Below are 18381 nucleotides of genomic sequence, written 5' to 3' on the forward strand. Positions count from 1 at the left end.
CCGGCCCGGGCGCTCGCCGCCCGGACCGGTCCGCCGTCAGGGCTGGGGCCGCGCGCCGACGGTGGTGACCGCCAGCGCGCCCAGATCGCCGGCACGGGCCAGCGCCGCGCGCGGATCCGCGCCGGCCAGCCAGGCGGTGAGCAGGCCGGCGGCGAAGGCGTCGCCCGCCCCGGTCACGTCCACCACGGCCACCCCGGGCGCCGGCGCCGTCTCGACCAGCCCGGTCCGGTCCACCCAGACCGCGCCGGCCGCGCCCCGCTTCACCACCACCCGGTGGGCCACCGAGGTCAGCGCCCGGGCCTGCGCCGCCGGGTCCAGCCCGCCGGCCAGCACCGTCGCCTCGTCTGTGTTGACCAGCAGCAGGTCGACGTCGCGTACCCAGGTCAGGAACGCGGTCCCGACCCGCCGCAGCGGGGCCGCGGAGGCCGCGTCGACGCTGGTGGTGAGCCCGCGCTCGCGGGCGGCGGCCAGCGCGCGCAGGCCCGCGCCGCGCGACCCGACGTCCAGCAGGGTGTACGCGGACAGGTGCAGATGCCCGGCGTCGGGCGCCGCCGCGACGGTGCGGTCGACGTGACCGCTGGTCAGCCGCAGGTTCGCCCCGCGCTGGCTGACCATGGTCCGCTCCCCGTCGTGGGTGAGCACGATGACCGTGCCGGTGGGGTAGCCCTCGTGGCGCTCCACGGCACAGGTCACCCCGACCCGCTCCAGTTCGGCGACCCGCTCGCGGCCCGTCTCGTCGTCGCCGACCGCGGCGACCAGCGTGACGGCCGCCCCCTGGCCGGCGAGCCAGGCCGCGGTGTTGGCCGCCTGGCCGCCGCCGCTGAACCGGATCCCGGCCGCGGTGTCCGAGCCGGTGGCGAGGGGACCGGACAGCACCGCGAGCACGTCGGTGATGACGTCGCCGACGACAAGGATGCGGGGGGCGGGGCTCATGCCGGGGTGGCGGTGGGGCGGGCCGCCGCGGCGACCGCGATCCGGGCCGCCAGGTCGGCGTTGCGCAGGATGATCCGCACGTTCACGGCCAGGCTGGCGCCCTCGGTGGCGGAGTGGAAGTGGGCCAGCAGGAACGGGGTCACCGCCTTGCCGGTCACGCCGTCGCGGGCCAGCATGGCCAGCCCCGTGGCCAGGGTGCGGTCGTGCAGCGCGGGGTCGAGCTGCTCGTCCACCGGCAGCGGGTTCGCCACGATCAGCCCGCCGGAGTGCACGCCCTGCTCCCGACGGGCGGCCAGCACGTCGGCCGCCTGCTCCGGCGACTCCACCGACCAGTCCAGGTCGTGGCCTGCGTCGGTGAGGTAGAAGCCGGGGAAGCGGCGGGTGCGGTAGCCCACCACGCTCACCCCGAGGGTCTCCAGCCGTTCCAGGGTGGCGCCCACGTCGAGGATCGACTTCACCCCGGCGCAGACCACCGCGATCGGTGTCCGGGCCAGGGTGACCAGGTCGGCGGACTCGTCGAAGGTCTGCGCGGCCTCCCGGTGCACCCCGCCCAGGCCGCCGGTGGCGAAGACGCCGATCCCGGCCGCCGCGGCCACCGCGCTGGTCGCCGCCACCGTGGTGGCGCCGTCCGCGCCGGTGGCCGCCGCCACGGCGAGGTCACGCACCGAGAGCTTGCTCACCCCGTCGACCGTGGCGAGCCGGGTGAGCTGGGCGTCGTCCAGCCCCACGATCAGCTCACCGGCGACCATGCCGATGGTGGCCGGAACGGCTCCCGCGTCCCGGACCGCCTGCTCGATCTGACGCGCGACGCGAAGATTGTCCGGTCGGGGCAGGCCGTGCGAGACGATGGTGCTCTCCAGGGCGACGACCGGACGCCCGTCGCGCAGGGCGTCGGCCACCTCGGTGCCGAGACTGATGTGAAAGTTGGTCACTTCGGCTACGGTACGGGCCGCCTCCGGCGCGGGCCCAGGTGGACCGGGCCGGATCGACCTGCAAAACTGGACCGTTGGAGGTGTAGTCGTGAGTACAGAGGTTCTCGAGCGTCCCGAGCTGAAGGACGCCGACACCGGCCCGGAGATGTTCCACTACGTCCGCAAGGAGAAGATCGCGGAGAGTGCCGTCATGGGCACCTACGTGGTGGCCCTCTGCGGCGAGACCTTCCCGGTCACCAAGGCCGCCAAGCCCGGTTCCCCGGTCTGCCCGAAGTGCAAGGAGATCTACGACTCGTACCGCGAGTGATCCCGGGCGGCCGTTCCGGCCGCCCGCGTAACCTGCGGCGGTGACCACCTCCACCGCCCTGCTCTTCGCCGACCTCACCGGCGTGGCGGTCTTCGCGGCCTCCGGCGCCTCCGCGGCGGTGGCCAAACGGCTCGACCTCTTCGGGGTGGTCTTCGTCGGCGTCGTCGCCGCCCTCGGCGGCGGGATCTTCCGCGACCTGGTCATCGACGAGGTGCCGCCGCTCGCCTTCGCCGACTGGCGGTACGCGGTCACCGCGGCGGTCACCGCCGCCGCCGTCTTCTGGCTGCACCCCCAGTTCGCCCGGCTGCGCACCACCGTGCTGGTGCTCGACGCGGCCGGTCTCGCCCTGTTCACCGTCACCGGCACGCTCAAGGCCATCGACGCCCACGTGCCGGCCGTCGGCGCCTGCATGATCGGCGTGCTCACGGCGATCGGCGGCGGGCTGGGCCGCGACCTGCTCACCGGCGAGATCCCGGTGGTGCTGCGCCGGGAGATCTACGCCGTGGCCGCGCTCGCCGGGTCGATCGCGGTGGCGCTGCTGTCGGCGTACGACGCGGCGACCGCGGTGCCGCTGACCGCCGCGGCCGTCTTCGTCTTCGCGCTGCGCCTGGTGTCGCTGCGGCGGCGCTGGTCCGCCCCGGTGCCGACGACGCGGCCGCCGCGCACCGGCACCCGGGGACCACAGCTCTGAGCCCGGCCGCGGCGGGGTGGGCGGATGTGACCAGCGTGGCGTCGAGTGGGGCGGAACGCCCCCGCTGGTTATGCTGAGTCGGCCTTCGCGGCACCGGATGCGCGAGGGCCTTTTCATGGGCGGCGGCACCCGTGGCCCTCAGCCGGGGTCCGCCGTCGTGCGGTCGGAGAGGAGCTACGCGTGCCACCGCGGTTGCCGGCGCTCGACACGTTCCCGCCCCTGCGTGCCTGGCAGCGCAAGGCGATGGTGGAGTACCTGCGCCGCCGCACCGACGACTTCACGGCGGTCGCCACGCCCGGCGCCGGCAAGACCACCTTCGCCCTCCGGATCGCCGCCGAGCTGCTGAACGACGGCACCGTCGAGGCGGTCACCGTGGTCGCGCCGACCGAGCACCTGAAGACCCAGTGGGCCGAGTCCGCCGCCCGGGTCGGCATCCAGCTCGACGCCGCCTTCCGCAACGCCGACCTGCACTCCGCGGCCGACTTCCACGGCGCGGTCGTCACGTACGCCCAGGTCGGCATGGCGCCGCAGGTGCACCGGCGGCGCACCATGACCCGGCGCACCCTGGTGATCCTCGACGAGATCCACCACGCCGGTGACTCGCGGACCTGGGGCGACGGCGTCAAGGCGGCCTTCGAGCCCGCGGTACGCCGGCTGATGCTCACCGGCACGCCGTTCCGCTCCGACGACAACCCGATCCCGTTCGTCAGCTACGAGCGGGGCGGGGACGGGCTGCTCCGCTCCCGCGCCGACTCGGTCTACGGCTACTCCGACGCGCTGCGCGAGGGCGTGGTCCGACCGGTGCTCTTCCTGGCGTACTCGGGGGAGACCCGGTGGCGCACCAACGCCGGCGAGGAGCTGGCCGCCCGGTTGGGCGAGCCGATGACCCAGGACCTCATCGCGCAGGCCTGGCGTACCGCGCTGGACCCGGCGGGCGACTGGATGCCGCAGGTGCTGCGGGCCGCCGACGCCCGGCTCACCGTGCTGCGCAACAACGGCATGCCCGACGCCGGCGGTCTGGTGATCGCCAGCGACCAGCAGGTGGCCCGCTCGTACGCCAAGCTGCTGGAGCAGGTGACCGGTGAGAAGGCCGCCGTGGTGCTCTCCGACGACCAGGGCGCCTCCGCGCGGATCGCGACGTTCGCGGCCTCCGAACAGCGCTGGCTCGTCGCGGTGCGGATGGTGTCCGAGGGCGTCGACATCCCCCGGCTGGCCGTCGGCGTCTACGCGACCAGCGCCAGCACCCCGCTCTACTTCGCGCAGGCCATCGGCCGGTTCGTCCGGGCCCGCCGGCCCGGCGAGACCGCCTCGGTCTTCCTGCCCAGCGTGCCGCACCTGCTCGGCCTGGCCAGCGAGATGGAGGCCGAGCGGGACCACGTGCTGGGCAAGCCGAAGGACTCCGACGGCCTCGACGACGACCTGCTGGAGCGTGCCCAGCGGGACGACCAGGCCAGCGGTGAGCTGGAGAAGCGGTTCGCCGCGCTCTCCGCGACCGCCGAGCTGGACCAGGTGATCTTCGACGGCGCCTCCTTCGGCACCGCCGCACAGGCGGGCACCCCGGAGGAGGAGGAATACCTCGGCCTGCCCGGGCTCCTCACCGCCGACCAGGTGTCGATGCTGCTCACCAAGCGGCAGGCCGAGCAGCTCGCCGCGCAGCGGCGCCGGGCCACCCAGCGGACCGCTGAGCCGGCCTCTGCGGCCCCGTCGGCGGCCCCACCCCCGATGAGTGCCGCCCAGCGTCGGGTGGCCCTCCGGCGCCAGCTGAACGCTCTGGTGGCGGCCCGCCACCACCGCACCGGCCTGCCGCACGGCAAGATTCACGCCGAGCTGCGCCGCCTCTGCGGCGGCCCGCCCAGCGCCCAGGCGACCATCGAGCAACTCGAAGAGCGGATCGCGACGGTCCAGACCCTCTGACCGTCCCCGCCCTCCCCGCCCCCTCACCCGGTCCGGGTGATCATGAGGTCAGCGGCGATGTGGATCTCTGAAACTGCCGCCAACTTCATGATCAACGGGGTGAGGCGGGTGGGTGGGGTGGGTGGGTACGTAAAAGCCGGCCGGAGGTCCCCAGGGACCTCCGGCCGGCTTTATGTCGCGTTGCGGATTCCTCGTACTCAGTTCGCCATCAGATCGGCGCCACGCCAGCTGAACTCCGGGTCCGACGCATAGCGCACGGTGATCTTCACGAGATCCTCCGCGTACTTGTTCGCGTGGTGCCCACAGAACACCAGCTCACTCCCACCCGCCAGAGTGATCCGGAGCTTGCCGGCAGCATTGCAGCGGTCGCACCGTTCATCGGCGGCCGGGGGGCTCACCGTCTCGGGCGGCGGCGTGAGGGTCGGGGTCATCGCCTTCCTCCTCTGGTCGTCACCGATGAACACTCTCTTCGGTTGCTCACCTATCGTGCAACACCCTTCTCGGGCCCTGCCTTCCCTGTGTGCCCGTCGGGGACGGAGGTCACACCTGGCGTGGAAGACAGTGTGCCGTGCACCAAGGGTGCCACGTCAACGATCACAAACGGGCAACCGTGAGGTCACCGCTGAGTGTTCTACGGCTGGTGATCAAACCGACACGTCTGGTTGACGCGTGCCGGTCAGTCCAGGTAGTCGCGGAGCACCTGGGAACGCGAGGGGTGCCGCAACTTGGACATGGTCTTGGACTCGATCTGCCGGATGCGCTCCCGGGTCACCCCGTACACCTGGCCGATCTCGTCCAGGGTGCGCGGCTGGCCGTCGGTGAGGCCGAAGCGCAGGCGTACCACGCCCGCCTCGCGCTCGGACAGCGTCTGGAGGACCTGCTGGAGCTGGTCCTGCAGCAGCGAGAACGACACCGCGTCGACCGCGACGACGGCCTCGGAGTCCTCGATGAAGTCACCGAGCTGGCTGTCACCCTCGTCACCGATGGTCTGGTCGAGCGAGATGGGCTCCCGGGCGTACTGCTGGATCTCCAGCACCTTCTCCGGTGTGATGTCCATCTCCTTCGCCAGCTCCTCCGGGGTGGGCTCGCGGCCCAGGTCCTGGAGCAGCTCGCGCTGGATCCGACCGAGCTTGTTGATCACCTCGACCATGTGCACCGGGATGCGGATGGTGCGGGCCTGGTCGGCCATGGCGCGGGTGATGGCCTGGCGGATCCACCAGGTGGCGTAGGTGGAGAACTTGTAGCCCTTGGTGTAGTCGAACTTCTCGACCGCGCGGATCAGGCCGAGGTTGCCCTCCTGGATGAGGTCGAGGAAGGCCATGCCGCGACCGGTGTAGCGCTTGGCCAGCGAGACGACCAGCCGGAGGTTGGCCTCCAGCAGGTGGTTCTTGGCCCGCTCGCCGTCGCGCGAGATCCACATCAGGTCGCGCTGCATGTCGCGGGTGAGCTTCTCCTCGCCCTCGTCGGCGGCGCGCAGCCGCTCGGCGGCGTAGAGGCCGGCCTCGATCCGCTTGGCGAGCTCGACCTCCTGCTCGGCGTTGAGCAGCGGCACCTTGCCGATCTGCTTCAGGTACGCCCGCACGGAGTCGGCGGAGGCGGTCAGCTCGGCGTCCCGGCGCGCCTGCTTGAGCGCCTCGGACTCCTCGTCGTCCCACTCGAAGTCGTTGTCCGTGGCGGAGCTGGCCGCGTCGGCCTCGGCGGCCTGGGTCAGCTCGGCCGGCTCCTCGACCACCACGTCCTCGATCTCGGCGGCCAGTTCCTCCGGCGAGATCTCGCCCTCGGCGCCCTCGCCCTTCGCGCCGTCCTTGGCCGGCTTCGCCGCCGCGTTCTTGGCGGCCACGGTGGCCTTGGTGGCGCGGGTGGTCTTGGTGGCCTTCGCCGGGGCGGCGGCCTTGGCGGCCACCTCGGCGGTGGTGCCGGCCGCCTTGCGTGCCGTCGCCTTCCGCGGTGCGGGAGCCGGGGACTCCTCGGCGGCCGGGGCCTGCTTCGGGGCGGGCGCGGCGGCCTTCTTCGTGGTCTTGGCCGTGGTGGCCCGGGAGGCCGGGGTCGCGGACCGGGCGGCGGCCACCCGGCGGCGGGTGCTCGCGGAGCCGTCCACGACCACCGTCACGCCCGCCTCGGAGAGCGCACGGAGGATCTTCTTGGCCTGGGCCGGGGTCACCTCAGCGGACTCGACGGTGCGCGCGAGCTGGGCCGACGTGAGCTGGCCGCCGGCGCTCTGCGCGTGGGCGATCAGGGTGTCGGTGAGCGAGCGAACGTCGGCGCCGGGCTGGCGGGGTTCTGTCACGAATGACCTTCCGGAGGCGAAGAGCGAGCACGGCCGGGTCGTCCGGCACGGCAAGGAACGCGGTGTCGGGCGATGTCGTTGAGGGACCCCCGTGTCCCGGGCCGGGCGGTCGCTGGCGGTCCGTGGCGCGTGGGCAGGGTGAATTGTAACGCCGTCTGCCGCGATCATCCCGCGCCGCACGGCGGACCGGCCGTATGGACCACCGATTAGGCGCAGTTGTGGACTTTGTAAGGATGATACCCGCGCGCGAACCGGCCGGTCCGGATCGTGCCGGAAGGGGACGAACATGATCGCCTCGGCGCCCACGCCGCAGGAACTGCTCACGATCGCCGTCGAGGTGGCACGCGACGCCGCGGCCACCGCGCACCGGATGCGGGCCGAGGGGGTGTCGGTCGCCGCGACCAAGAGCACCGTCACCGACGTGGTCACGGCCGCCGACCGGGCCGTGGAGCGGCAGGTGCTGGAGGCGCTGCGGACGCGGCGCCCCGGCGACGCGGTGCTGGGCGAGGAGTACGGCGCGGGGGAGACCGGCCCGGCCGCCGAGGACGGGGTGCGCTGGGTCGTCGACCCGATCGACGGCACCGTCAACTATCTCTACGGGCTGCCGTACTGCGCGGTGTCCCTGGCCGCCGAGGTGGCCGGCGAGGTCGTCGCCGGCGTGGTGCGCAACGTGGCCACCGGCGAGGAGTGGACCGCCACCGCGGGCGGCGGCGCGTGGCGGGACGGACAGCGGCTGAGCTGCTCCGCCGAGACCGACCTCGGGCAGGCGCTGATCGCGACCGGGTTCGGCTACGACGCCGGGCGCCGGGCGCACCAGGCCCGGGTGGTCGCCGAGCTGATCCCGCAGGTGCGGGACATCCGCCGGATGGGCGCCGCCGCGCTCGACCTCTGCCTGGCCGCCGAGGGCCGGGTGGACGCCTACTACGAGAAGGGGCTGGCCGCCTGGGACCTCGCCGCGGGCGGGCTGGTCGCGCGGGAGGCCGGGCTGCTGGTGACCGGGCTGTCCGGCCGGCCGCCCGGTCCGGACCTGGTGCTCGCCGCGCCGCCGGCGCTGTACGAGCCGCTGCACACCCGGCTCGCCGCCCTGGACGCCTCCGGCGGCCCGTGACCGGTCCCACGCATACGAAAGGGTGGCCGCCCCGCCGGGGTGACCACCCTTTTCGCGACGGCGGCTACTTCACCGGGCCCGGGCAGGTGCCGGTCGGCGCCTGCGGCGAGCCGAGGTCGCCCAGGGACTGGTTGACCTCGGTGGTGGTGGCCAACTGCTGGAAGCCGTTGCCGAGGATCACGTCGACCGTGTCGTCCTTGCGCTTCAGGTCGGGTTCCAGCTTGGCGTTGTTGAGGAAGTAGGCGCGCAGCAGGTGCGCGGAGCCGACGCCCTTGGGGCCGTACCGCAGCACCGCCACGTCGTCCACGGCCTTGGGGGCGTTGCCCTCCTTCTTGACCTGGAACTTGCGGTTGCGGAAGTCGTCCGCGACGCCGCCGGCCAGCCCGATCTCGTCGGTGCCGTTGTAGACGTTGATCTTCACGTCCTTCTGCTCGCGCAGGCGCAGGTCGGCCACCGGCCAACCCTCGGGGCAGTCCTCGGCGGTGGCCGCCGTGCCCTGGGTGTCGCGGACCAGCGTGACGATGACGAAGACCAGGGCGATGACCGCCAGCAGTCCGACGACAACGAGTGCCCGCACTCGCGCAAAACTCATTCTGGGCGCTCCCGGACGGTGATGGGTGGCGGCGGCCGCCGGCGGTCGGTCCGCCCCGCCGGCCGTCGAGTACGCCGCTGAGGTTAACGCTTGTCCGGCCGTCGCGTGGAAACAGTCCGACATGCCGGCGCGCCACCGGGGGAACGGGTACTACTACCCCTATCTTCGTGTCGCCTGAGTCACATTGGGAACAACTTCGGGCGCAGGGGCGTACATCTCTGCCACGAGGGCGGTATACATGCCTCGCCCAAAGGGGGGGTAAGGTTCCGCGCTCGCTGGGGGAGTTCCTTCCTGGCGGTCCCGGCCCACGACGGTCGGGTCGGGTGACCGACACATTTTGGTGGCCGGCCAGCGGAACCGAAACAGCGTCGTCCGGCGTTACAACCGGAAGCGACCATATCGATATGGGAGAGTGAAACCGATGGCCACCGACTACGACGCTCCGCGTCGCGACGAGGTCGACCTCGGCGAGGACAGCCTGGAAGAGCTCAAGGCCCGGCGCGTCGACACACAGTCGGGCGCCGTGGACGTCGACGAGGCCGAGGTGGCCGAGAGCTTCGAGCTGCCCGGCGCCGACCTGGCCGACGAGGAGCTCACGGTCAAGGTGCTACCGATGCAGCAGGACGAGTTCCGGTGCGCCCGCTGCTTCCTGGTCCACCACCGCAGCCAACTGGCGGTCGAGCGCAACGGCGAGCTGATCTGCCGCGAGTGCGTCTGACCCCGACCCGAGACACCGGCGGCGGCCTCCTCGACGGGGCCGCCGCTTATCGAGCCGCCGTGCGGCGGTGGCCGGAAGCTGCTTGACTCGTACCGGCGGGGGTGACGCCGCGCGGAGCAGGAGGGCGGACGGGTGAGCGAGCGCAGCCAGCGGGCCGACGGGCCGGGCGCCGACGACAGCGGCGCCGACCGGCCGACCGAGGAGACGCCTTCCACCGACCCCGCCCCGCCCGGGGCGGAGGCCGACCAGCTCGGCGCGACCGTCGCCGCGCTCACCGCCGACGATCTCCCACCGGCCCGCCGCCGGCAGCTGCTCACCCGGCTGGTCGGCCAGGCCCGCGCCCGCGGCCTCACCGACCTGTTCAAGCCGAAGGCCGCCGTCCGCTGGATGGCGGACACCGTCGCCGAGGTCGCCCCGCACGTGCCGATCCGCGACCTGGCCACCCTCCGGAGGCACTTCCCCGGTCTGGACGACGAGGCCATCGCCGACCGGCTGATCCGCAACGCCTCCCGGGCCACCGCCGGTGTCGGCGCGGCCGGCGGAGGCGTGGCCGCGGTCGAATGGGCCGTCACACCGACCCTGCTCTCCGCCCCGGTGCTGCTGGCCGCCGAGACGGTCGCCGTCGTGGCGATCGAGCTGAAGCTGATCGGCGAGCTGAACGAGGTGCACCGGTTGCCGCTGCCCGCCGGTGGCGCCCAGCGGGCCGTGTCGCTGGTGCAGTCCTGGGCCACCCAGCGGGGGGTCAACCCGATGATGCCGGGGGTCGGGGTCAGCGCCGTGCTGGGCACCGCCGCCCGCCGCGAGCTGCGGGACAGCCTGCTGCGCCGCTTCGGCCGCAACCTCACCACGCTCGGCCCGTTCCTGACCGGCGCCGCCGTGGCCGGCTACCTCAACCGGCGGGCCACCCGCACCCTCGGCGACCAGCTCCGCAAGGACCTCCGCCACCAGGCCCGCGCGCTGCCCGGCACGCACTCCTGAGCCCGGGGGCCGCCGGGCGGCTCAGGCGGCGTCGCGGGCGGCGATCAGGGCCGCGGCCAGCTCGACCGGGCGGCGGGAGCTGACCACCCAGAACGGGGTGGGGTCGTCGGGGTCGTCCAGCACCACCTGCACCGCGCCGCCGACCCAGGGGCGCTGCACCACGAAGGCGAGCGGGTCGGCGCCGACGCCGAGCACCTCGCGCCGGCCGGCCGCGTCCAGCGGTACCGCGTCCGCGACGTGGCGCACCGGCAGGTGCGCGTCGTCGACCCGCAGCTCCCCGGCCCGCACCGTGACCCGGATCCGGCCCAGCCACCACAGCGTGGCCGCGGCCGCCGGGAGCAGCAGCACGAACGGCAGCCAGGCCCGGACGCCGGTCGCGCCCATCCACAGCTCGGCGGCGAGCAGCCCGGCGAAGACCAGGCCGATCGGCCAGGCCCACCAGGGCAACCGGAGGCGCTCCGAGTAGTCCGGAGCGGCGGCCACCGGGGCGGCCGAGGATGACGACTGACGCACACTCCGAGGGTACGGCGCGCGGGTGGCCGCCGAACCGGCAGGATGGCAGGGTCACCCCCGCAAGGACCGGACGGAAGAGGATGACCGTGACAGACGTCGTACCCGTGCCCCTGCGGCAGCTCGACCCGGAACTGCCGCTGCCGGCGTACGCCCATCCCGGCGACGCGGGCGCGGACCTGGTGGCCGCCGCGGACGTGGAGCTGCCGCCCGGCGGGCGGGCCCTGGTGCCGACGGGCGTCGCCGTCGCCCTCCCGGAGGGGTACGTCGGCCTGGTGCACCCCCGATCGGGGCTGGCGGCCAGGCTCGGCGTGACGGTGCTCAACGCGCCCGGTACGGTCGACGCCGGCTACCGGGGTGAGATCCTGGTCAACCTGATCAATCATGATCGGGAGACGCCGGCGAAGATCAGCCGGGGCGACCGGATCGCGCAGCTCGTGGTCCAGCGGGTCGCCCGGGCCGAGTTCCAGCCGGTGGTCGAGCTGCCCGCGTCCCGGCGCGGGACGGGCGGGCACGGCTCCACCGGCGGACATGCCGGGCTGGTCCCGGCTCCGGCGGGCGGGCGGACGGAAGAGGTGGCAGGGTGAGTGCGAACAGCGGAGGGTGGGCGCAGTGATCTTCTCCCGTAAGCGGGCCGAGGGCGCGCGGCACGCGCGTGACGAGCGGGACACCGGGGTCCTCGACGCCGGCGAGACCGCGCAGCCGCCGGCCCGCGGCCCCTACGACCTGGCCGAGGCGCCCGACGTGCCGCGGCTGGACCTGGGCAGCCTGCACATCCCGGCGGTGCCCGAGGTCGAGGTGCGGGTGCAGGCCGACCCCCAGGGTGTGATCCAGCAGGTGGTGCTGGTGCACGGCGACAACGCCCTCCAGCTCGGCGTCTTCGCGGCGCCCCGCTCCGAGGGCATCTGGGACGAGGTGCGCGAGGAGATCCGGCAGTCGCTGTTCAACGACGGCGCCGCCGCCCAGGAGGTCGAGGGGGAGTACGGCACCGAGCTGCGCGCCCGGGTCCGCACCCCGGACGGCATCACCGACCTGCGCTTCGTCGGCATCGACGGGCCGCGCTGGATGGTGCGCGGGGTCTACCAGGGCGAGGCGGCCACCAATCCCGCCGCCGCCGGCCCTCTCGCGGCCTGCCTGGACGGCCTGGCCGTCGACCGGGGCCAGGAGGCCAAGCCGGTCCGCGAGCCGCTGCCGCTGCGGCTGCCCCGCGAGGTGGCCGAACAGCAGGCCGAGCAGGAGGGCGCGCCGCAGCAGCGCGAGGCCTGAGCCCAGCGCGCCGCGGCAGCGCGGTCTGAGCACCGCGATCCGGGCCCGGTCGAGTCGGCGTGACGCCGGCGACACCGGGCCCGTCGCGCGTCCGGCCACCGCAGCCGGTACGCCCCGACGCCAGTCCCGCCGGTGGCCCGGATCGGCGTACGCTGGCGGGACGGTTCCGCACCTGCGGGGCCGGCGCCGGCGCGGCCGGCCGATCCAGGGAGCCGGCGCGGGCCGGCCGGGGTGGAGAGGTGACGCGGAGGTCATGACGACCGACGAGAGCCGGGTGTCGCTGCGGCGGCTCCTGCAACGGCTCACCGCGAGCGAGGCCGAGATCGAGGCGCAGGAGCTGCGCCGGGAGAGCGCCGAGTCCGGCGGCATGCCGGCCCACCAGTGCATGCGCGGCCAGGTGGTCTCGGTGGCCGGCCGGCTGCGCACCGTGGTCTACACGCCCCGGACCAACCTGCCCACGCTGGAGGCCGACCTCTACGACGGCAGCGACGTGGTCACCCTGGTCTGGCTGGGCCGGCGGCACATCGCCGGCATCGAGCCGGGCCGGCACCTGACCGCCCGCGGCCGCGTGGCCGTACGGGACGACCGCAAGGTGATCTACAACCCGTACTACGAGCTGGAGTCGCCGAAGTGACGACCGGACAGCACACCGAGCCGGAGCTCGGGCCGGAGGACGAGCGGCTGCCCAGCATGGCCGAGCAGATGGCCGACCAGCTCGGCGGCTGGCGGGGCCTGGTCGAGTCGAGCATCCCCGTGGTGGTCTTCGTGATCGCCAACGTGGTGGGCGACCTGCGTCCCGCGGTGATCGCCTCGGTGGCGGTGGCCCTGCTGATCGCCGGGCTGCGGTTGGCCCAGCGCCGGCCGGTGCGGCACGCCGTCAACGGCCTGTTCGGCATCGCCGTCGGCGCGGCCATCGCCTGGCGCACCGGCGATGAGCGCGACTTCTACCTGCCCGGCATCCTCTACGGCATCGGCTACGGCCTGGCCCTGCTGCTCTCGGCGGCGATCCGGCAGCCGCTGGTCGGCTGGATCTGGTCGGTGCTGGTGGCCAAGGGCCGCTCCGAGTGGCGGGACAACCCGAAGCTGGTGCGCACCTTCACCCAGCTCACCGTGCTCTGGGGCGTGGTGTGGCTGGCCAAGGTGGGCGTGCAGGCCGGGCTCTACCTGGCCCACCAGGACACCGCGCTGGGCGTGGCCCGGCTCGCCCTGGGCTACCCCCCGTACGCGCTGCTGCTGCTGATCACCGTCTGGGTGGTGCGCCGGGTGACCCGGGAGCCCGCGCCGGAACCGCTGCCGGGGGCCTGAGCCCCCCCGGGCGGCGTCGGTCAGGTCCGCTCCCGCTTGCGGTCGACGCTGTCCGGGCCGAGGATCACCGCCCGGACCTCGTCCTCCACGGCCGCCGTGCAGACGAAGATCAGCTCGTCGCCGGCCTCGATGGGGTCGTCCGGGCTGGGCACCAGCACCCGCTTGCCACGCAGGATCGCCACCAGCGCCGCGTCCCGGGGGAGCGGCACCGCGTGGAGGGGCTGCCCGACGTAGGGCGCCGTGGGCGGCAGGGTGATCTCGACCAGGTTCGCCTCGCCCTGGCGGAACGTCATGAGCCGGACCAGGTCGCCGACGGTGACCGCCTCCTCGACCAGCGCGGCCATCACCCGCGGCTTGCTCACCGCGACGTCGACGCCCCACTGCTCGGTGAAGAGCCACTCGTTCTCGGCCCGGTTGACCCGGGCCACCACGCGGGGCACCGCGAACTCGGTCTTGGCCAGCAGCGACACCACCAGGTTGACCTTGTCGTCGCCGGTGGCGGCCACCACCACCTCGCAGCCGGCCACGTTGGCCTCCTCAAGGCTGGCCAGCTCGCAGGCGTCGGCGAGCACCCAGTCGGCGGCCGGCACCCGGTCGGGGCGGAGCATCTTGGGCTGCCGCTCGATCAGCATCACCTGGTGGCCGTTGTCGATCAGCTCCTGGGCGATCGACCGGCCCACGTTGCCCGCGCCGGCGATGGCGATGCGCATGGTCACTGCCCCCCTTCGGGCGGCGCCGCCGCCACCGAGGTGACCGAGGCGGTGATGTCGTCGGTCACCAGCATGAAGACCTGGTCGCCCTCCTGCACCACGGTGGAGGCCGTGGGCAGCGTGCCGATCCCGAACCGGATCAGGTAGGCCACCCGGGCTCCGGCGGCCTCCTCAAGCTGCCGCAGCGACCGGCCGATCCAGTCCTTGTGCACCGGCACCTCGATGATCGACACCGTGCTGGTCGGGTCCCGGAACATCTCGACGTTGCCCTCGGGGACCAGGTGGCGCAGCATCCGTTCGGCCGTCCACCGCACGGTCGCCACGGTGGGGATGCCGAGGCGCTCGTAGACCTGGGCGCGGCGCTGGTCGTAGATGCGCGCGGCCACCCGGGACACGCCGAAGGTCTCCCGGGCCAGCCGGGCCGAGATGATGTTGGAGTTGTCGCCGCTGGAGACCGCGGCGAACGCGTCGGCGCGCTCGATGCCGGCCTGCCGCAGCACCTCGCCGTCGAAGCCGGCGCCGGTGACCGTGATGCCGGCGAAGTCCGGCCCGAGACGCCGGAACGCGTCCGCGTCCTGGTCGATCACCGCCACCGAGTGCCCCCGGGACTCCAGGCTCTGGGCCAGGGTCGACCCGACCCGGCCGCAGCCCATGATCACGACATGCACGGTGTCCGCTCCTCCCACGGTGCCGCACGCTGGCCCGTCGACTGCGAGCCTGCCACGTCCCCGCGCCCGGCGGGGGACCGACCGTACCGCGCGGTCGAACGCGGGGCGATCAGGCACCCCACCGCCCGAGACGGGGTGGTCGTACTCTTGGCGGTTGTGGCCCGACCCACCTCGCTGCTGAAGCGACTCCTCCTCGGTCGACCGTTCCGGTCCGACCGTCTCCAACACACCCTCCTGCCGAAGCGCATCGCGCTGCCGGTCTTCGCCTCCGACGCGCTCTCCAGCGTCGCCTACGCCCCGGACGAGATCCTGCTGACGCTCTCCATCGCGGGCGCGTCCGCCTTCTTCTTCTCGCCGTGGATCGCGCTCGCGGTCGTCGTGGTGATGCTGACCGTGGTGGCCAGCTACCGGCAGAACGTGCACGCCTACCCCTCGGGCGGCGGCGACTACGAGGTGGCGACGGTCAACCTGGGGCCGCGCGCCGGGCTCGCGGTGGCCAGCGCGCTGCTGGTCGACTACGTGCTCACCGTGGCGGTGTCCGTCTCCTCGGGCGTGGCGAACCTGGGCTCGGTGGTGCCGTTCGTGGCCACCCACAAGGTGCTCATCGCGGTCAGCGCGGTGGTGCTGCTCACCGCCATGAACCTGCGCGGTCTGCGCGAGTCGGGCACCGCGTTCGCCATCCCCACCTACGGCTTCGTGATCGTCATCGGCGGCATGCTGCTGACCGGGCTGGTCCGGATCTTCATCCTCGGCCAGGACCTGCGGGCGCCGAGCGCCGGACTGGAGATCCACGCCGAGCACAGCGTGACCGGCTTCGCCCTGATCTTCCTCTTGCTGCGCACCTTCTCCTCCGGCTGCGCGGCGCTCACCGGCGTCGAGGCGATCTCCAACGGCGTGCCGGCGTTCAAGACGCCGAAGTCGAAGAACGCGGCGACCACCCTGCTGCTGCTCGGCACCATCGCGGTCAGCATGCTGGTCGGCATCATCTGGCTGGCCAAGCTGACCGGCCTCCAGTTCGTCGAGGACCCGGCGCAGATCGTCTCCGGACCGGACGGCTACGTGCAGAAGACCGTCACCGCGCAGCTCGGCGAGACCGTCTTCGGCAACGGCTCGGTGCTGCTCTACGTGGTGGCCGGGATGACCGCGCTGATCCTGTTCCTGGCCGCCAACACCGCCTTCAACGGCTTTCCGGTGCTCGGCTCGATCCTGGCCCAGGACCGCTACCTGCCCCGCCAGCTGCACACCCGGGGCGACCGGCTGGCCTTCTCCAACGGGATCATCTTCCTGGCCGTCGCCGCCGTGGTGCTGATCATCGGCTTCCAGGCCGAGGTGACCCGGCTCATCCAGCTCTACATCGTCGGGGTCTTCGTCTCGTTCACCCTCTCCCAGCTCGGCATGATCCGGCACTGGAACCGGCACCTGCGCACCGAGCGGGACCCGGAGGCGCGCGCCCGGATGGTCCGCTCCCGCGCCATCAACGCGTTCGGCATGGCGATGACCGGCGTGGTGCTGGTCATCGTGCTGCTCACCAAGTTCCTGCTCGGCGCCTGGATCGCGATCGCCGCCATGGCGATGATCTACCTGGTGATGCTGGCCATCCGCCGGCACTACGACCGGATCGCCGCCGAGCTGGAGCCGACCGAGCAGCGGGCCGTGCTGCCCGCCCGCAACCACGCCATCGTGCTGGTCAGCAAGCTGCACCAGCCGACCCTGCGGGCCATCGCGTACGCGCGGGCGACCCGGCCGGACACGCTCACCGCGGTGACCGTCAACGTGGACGACAAGGACACCCGGGACCTCCAGGCCGACTGGGAGCGGCGCGAGCTGCCGGTGCCGCTGACCGTGATCGACTCCCCGTACCGGGAGATCACCCGGCCGATCCTCAACTTCGTCGCGTCGACCCGCCGGGAGTCGCCCCGCGACGTGGTCACCGTCTTCATCCCCGAGTACGTGGTGGGCCGCTGGTGGGAGAACCTGCTGCACAACCAGAGCGCGCTGCGGCTCAAGGGCCGGCTGCTCTTCGAGCCGGGCGTGATGGTCACCAGCGTGCCCTGGCAGCTCGCCTCGACCGCCAGCAAGAACCTGGACCGGCTGGACGCCACGCTCACCCGTGGCCCGGCGCGTGGCCCCCGCGTGGCCCCGCGCAGCACCCTCCCGCCCAGCGTCCCGCCGGTGGTCTCCGCGCCGCCCGGCGAGAGCGGTGCGGGGGAGCGCCCGTGACCGCGCCGGCCCGCGCCGGGCTGGAGGAGGCGCAGCGGGTCGAGCTGACCGTGGACGCGGTCGCCCCGGGCGGACACTGCGTGGCCCGGGTCGACGGCCAGGTGGTCTTCGTCCGGCACGCGCTGCCCGGCGAGCGGGTGGTGGTCGAGGTGACCGAGCTGCACCGGGGCTTCGCCCGCGCCGACGCCGTCGAGGTCCTGACCCCGTCGGCGGACCGGGTCGAACAACCCTGCCCGTACGCGAAGCCGGGCCGGTGCGGCGGCTGCGACCTCCAGCACGTCACCCCGGCCGCCCAGCTCGACTGGAAGCTCGCCGTGGTGCGCGAGCAGCTCACCCGGCTGGGCGGGCTCACCGACGACCAGGTCGACGCGCTGGGCGTCCGGGTCGAGGCGCTGCCCGGCGGCCCGCTCGGCTGGCGTTCGCGGGTCCGCTACGCGGTCGACGCGGCCGGTCGGGCCGGGCTGCTCAAGCACCGCTCGCACGAGGTGGTGCCGATCGACCGCTGCCTGATCGCCCACCCGGCCATCCGGGAGTTGCCGGTGCTCACCCCGAGCGGAGCGAGCTGGCCGGACGCCGACGCCGTCGAGACGGTCGCCTCCACCGGCGGCGACGTCAGCGTCGTCGCGTACGCCGAGGGGGTCCCCACCCCGGTGAGCGGCCCGGCCGACGTGCGCGAGGTGGCCGCCGGCCGGGACTGGACGCTGCCCGCCTCCGGCTTCTGGCAGGTGCACCCGGCCGCCGCGGACACCCTGGTCGGGGCGGTGCTCGACCTGCTCGACCCGCTCCCCGGCGAGACCGCCTGGGACCTCTACGGCGGCGCCGGGCTGTTCGCCGCGGCCCTCGCCGGCCGGGTCGGCGACGCCCGGGTCACCCTCGTCGAGTCGAGCCGGAGCGGGGTGGACGCGGCCCGGGCCAACCTGGCCGACCTGCCCCGGGTCGAGGTGGTCGCCGCCCGGGTGGAGACCGCGCTGGCCCGCCGCCGGGTCACCGGCCCGGTCGACCTCGTGGTGCTCGACCCGCCGCGCTCCGGCGCGGGCGCCCCGGTGGTGCGGGACATCGTCGCCGCCGGCCCGCGCGCGGTGGCGTACGTGGCCTGCGACCCGGCGGCCTTCGCCCGGGACGTGCGCACCTTCACGGGGGCGGGCTGGCGGCTCGCGGCGCTGCGCGGCTTCGACCTGTTCCCGATGACCCAGCACGTCGAGCTGGTCGGCCTGTTCCTGCCGCCCCAGTCGTGACTAGCCT

General features: G+C 73.7%; 20 protein-coding genes. 12 read left to right on the forward strand and 8 right to left on the reverse strand.

Annotated elements, in window-relative coordinates; genetic code table 11:
* Window positions 1-36: 36 nt before the first annotated feature.
* Both ACQP12_RS08155 and ACQP12_RS08160 read right to left on the reverse strand, forming a co-directional pair.
* Window positions 37-933, reverse strand: coding sequence for a carbohydrate kinase family protein (locus ACQP12_RS08155; RefSeq protein WP_357942197.1), 897 nt, complete (start codon window positions 931-933; stop codon window positions 37-39).
* Entirely contained in the window at window positions 930-1865 is a 936-nt protein-coding gene (locus ACQP12_RS08160) for a pseudouridine-5'-phosphate glycosidase (RefSeq protein WP_433286300.1), read from the reverse strand. The genes ACQP12_RS08155 and ACQP12_RS08160 overlap by 4 nt, the downstream gene beginning before the upstream one ends.
* An 88-nt stretch (window positions 1866-1953) precedes the next feature.
* Between ACQP12_RS08160 and ACQP12_RS08165 the strand changes: the two genes are divergently transcribed.
* The 3 genes from ACQP12_RS08165 (at window position 1954) to ACQP12_RS08175 (ending at window position 4777) form a co-directional block, all read left to right on the forward strand.
* Window positions 1954-2172, forward strand: a complete 219-nt coding sequence (locus ACQP12_RS08165) for a DUF3039 domain-containing protein (RefSeq protein ID WP_088946800.1) — start codon at window positions 1954-1956, stop codon at window positions 2170-2172.
* 40 nt (window positions 2173-2212) lie between these two features.
* Entirely contained in the window at window positions 2213-2863 is a 651-nt protein-coding gene (locus tag ACQP12_RS08170; protein ID WP_433286303.1) for a trimeric intracellular cation channel family protein, read from the forward strand.
* Window positions 2864-3043: 180 nt separating this feature from the next.
* The gene (locus tag ACQP12_RS08175; protein ID WP_433286305.1) at window positions 3044-4777 is read left to right on the forward strand and encodes a DEAD/DEAH box helicase; all 1734 of its coding nucleotides are present in this window, start codon (window positions 3044-3046) and stop codon (window positions 4775-4777) included.
* A 197-nt stretch (window positions 4778-4974) separates the two neighbouring features.
* On the opposite strand, the gene ACQP12_RS08180 is transcribed toward ACQP12_RS08175, so the two are convergent.
* Together ACQP12_RS08180 and ACQP12_RS08185 are read right to left on the reverse strand one after the other, a co-directional pair.
* Window positions 4975-5208 (reverse strand): DUF7455 domain-containing protein, encoded by a 234-nt coding sequence (locus ACQP12_RS08180; RefSeq protein WP_013284786.1) that lies wholly within the window; start codon window positions 5206-5208, stop codon window positions 4975-4977.
* A gap of 245 nt (window positions 5209-5453) precedes the next feature.
* Window positions 5454-7064: an RNA polymerase sigma factor gene (locus ACQP12_RS08185; protein WP_357942206.1), complete on the reverse strand. Its 1611-nt coding sequence runs from the start codon at window positions 7062-7064 to the stop codon at window positions 5454-5456.
* Window positions 7065-7350: 286 nt separating this feature from the next.
* On the opposite strand from ACQP12_RS08185, the gene ACQP12_RS08190 reads away from it, so the two are divergent.
* Entirely contained in the window at window positions 7351-8172 is an 822-nt protein-coding gene (locus ACQP12_RS08190; RefSeq protein WP_433286308.1) for an inositol monophosphatase family protein, read from the forward strand.
* Between the two features lie 64 nt (window positions 8173-8236).
* Here the strand turns inward: ACQP12_RS08190 and ACQP12_RS08195 are convergent, their stop codons facing one another.
* Complete coding sequence (locus tag ACQP12_RS08195) at window positions 8237-8749, reverse strand: LytR C-terminal domain-containing protein (RefSeq protein ID WP_357942810.1); 513 nt, start codon at window positions 8747-8749, stop codon at window positions 8237-8239.
* 436 nt (window positions 8750-9185) lie between these two features.
* Here ACQP12_RS08195 and ACQP12_RS08200 point away from each other — a divergent pair, with 436 nt between their 5' ends.
* Together ACQP12_RS08200 and ACQP12_RS08205 are read left to right on the forward strand one after the other, a co-directional pair.
* The gene (locus ACQP12_RS08200) at window positions 9186-9482 is read left to right on the forward strand and encodes a DUF4193 domain-containing protein (RefSeq protein WP_091269374.1); all 297 of its coding nucleotides are present in this window, start codon (window positions 9186-9188) and stop codon (window positions 9480-9482) included.
* A 132-nt stretch (window positions 9483-9614) separates the two neighbouring features.
* On the forward strand, window positions 9615-10460 hold the full coding sequence (locus ACQP12_RS08205) for a hypothetical protein (protein ID WP_433286310.1): 846 nt from the start codon (window positions 9615-9617) through the stop codon (window positions 10458-10460).
* Between the two features lie 21 nt (window positions 10461-10481).
* Here ACQP12_RS08205 and ACQP12_RS08210 read toward each other — a convergent pair whose 3' ends face one another.
* On the reverse strand, window positions 10482-10973 hold the full coding sequence (locus ACQP12_RS08210; RefSeq protein WP_357942212.1) for a DUF3093 domain-containing protein: 492 nt from the start codon (window positions 10971-10973) through the stop codon (window positions 10482-10484).
* An 86-nt stretch (window positions 10974-11059) separates the two neighbouring features.
* Here ACQP12_RS08210 and dut point away from each other — a divergent pair, with 86 nt between their 5' ends.
* The 4 genes from dut (at window position 11060) to ACQP12_RS08230 (ending at window position 13541) form a co-directional block, all read left to right on the forward strand.
* Window positions 11060-11557 carry a dUTP diphosphatase gene (gene dut / locus ACQP12_RS08215; protein WP_433286312.1) on the forward strand — a complete coding sequence of 166 codons (498 nt, stop codon included), beginning with the start codon at window positions 11060-11062 and terminating at the stop codon, window positions 11555-11557.
* A 25-nt stretch (window positions 11558-11582) separates the two neighbouring features.
* Window positions 11583-12236, forward strand: a complete 654-nt coding sequence (locus tag ACQP12_RS08220; protein WP_357942214.1) for a DUF3710 domain-containing protein — start codon at window positions 11583-11585, stop codon at window positions 12234-12236.
* Window positions 12237-12489: 253 nt separating this feature from the next.
* Window positions 12490-12870 carry an OB-fold nucleic acid binding domain-containing protein gene (locus ACQP12_RS08225; protein ID WP_313722389.1) on the forward strand — a complete coding sequence of 127 codons (381 nt, stop codon included), beginning with the start codon at window positions 12490-12492 and terminating at the stop codon, window positions 12868-12870.
* Window positions 12867-13541, forward strand: a complete 675-nt coding sequence (locus tag ACQP12_RS08230; RefSeq protein WP_433286314.1) for a DUF3159 domain-containing protein — start codon at window positions 12867-12869, stop codon at window positions 13539-13541. Before ACQP12_RS08225 ends, ACQP12_RS08230 begins: the two co-directional genes overlap by 4 nt.
* A 20-nt stretch (window positions 13542-13561) precedes the next feature.
* Here ACQP12_RS08230 and ACQP12_RS08235 read toward each other — a convergent pair whose 3' ends face one another.
* Both ACQP12_RS08235 and ACQP12_RS08240 read right to left on the reverse strand, forming a co-directional pair.
* On the reverse strand, window positions 13562-14251 hold the full coding sequence (locus tag ACQP12_RS08235) for a potassium channel family protein (protein WP_357942814.1): 690 nt from the start codon (window positions 14249-14251) through the stop codon (window positions 13562-13564).
* A gap of 2 nt (window positions 14252-14253) precedes the next feature.
* Window positions 14254-14919: a potassium channel family protein gene (locus ACQP12_RS08240; RefSeq protein ID WP_433286317.1), complete on the reverse strand. Its 666-nt coding sequence runs from the start codon at window positions 14917-14919 to the stop codon at window positions 14254-14256.
* Window positions 14920-15075: 156 nt separating this feature from the next.
* On the opposite strand from ACQP12_RS08240, the gene ACQP12_RS08245 reads away from it, so the two are divergent.
* On the forward strand, window positions 15076-17139 hold the full coding sequence (locus ACQP12_RS08245; protein ID WP_357942219.1) for an APC family permease: 2064 nt from the start codon (window positions 15076-15078) through the stop codon (window positions 17137-17139).
* Complete coding sequence (locus ACQP12_RS08250; protein ID WP_433286319.1) at window positions 17136-18374, forward strand: class I SAM-dependent RNA methyltransferase; 1239 nt, start codon at window positions 17136-17138, stop codon at window positions 18372-18374. Before ACQP12_RS08245 ends, ACQP12_RS08250 begins: the two co-directional genes overlap by 4 nt.
* The last annotated feature ends 7 nt before the right edge of the window (window positions 18375-18381 follow it).

It is taken from the genome of Micromonospora sp. CA-244673 (genome assembly GCF_050948395.1).
Classification (GTDB): domain Bacteria; phylum Actinomycetota; class Actinomycetes; order Mycobacteriales; family Micromonosporaceae; genus Micromonospora.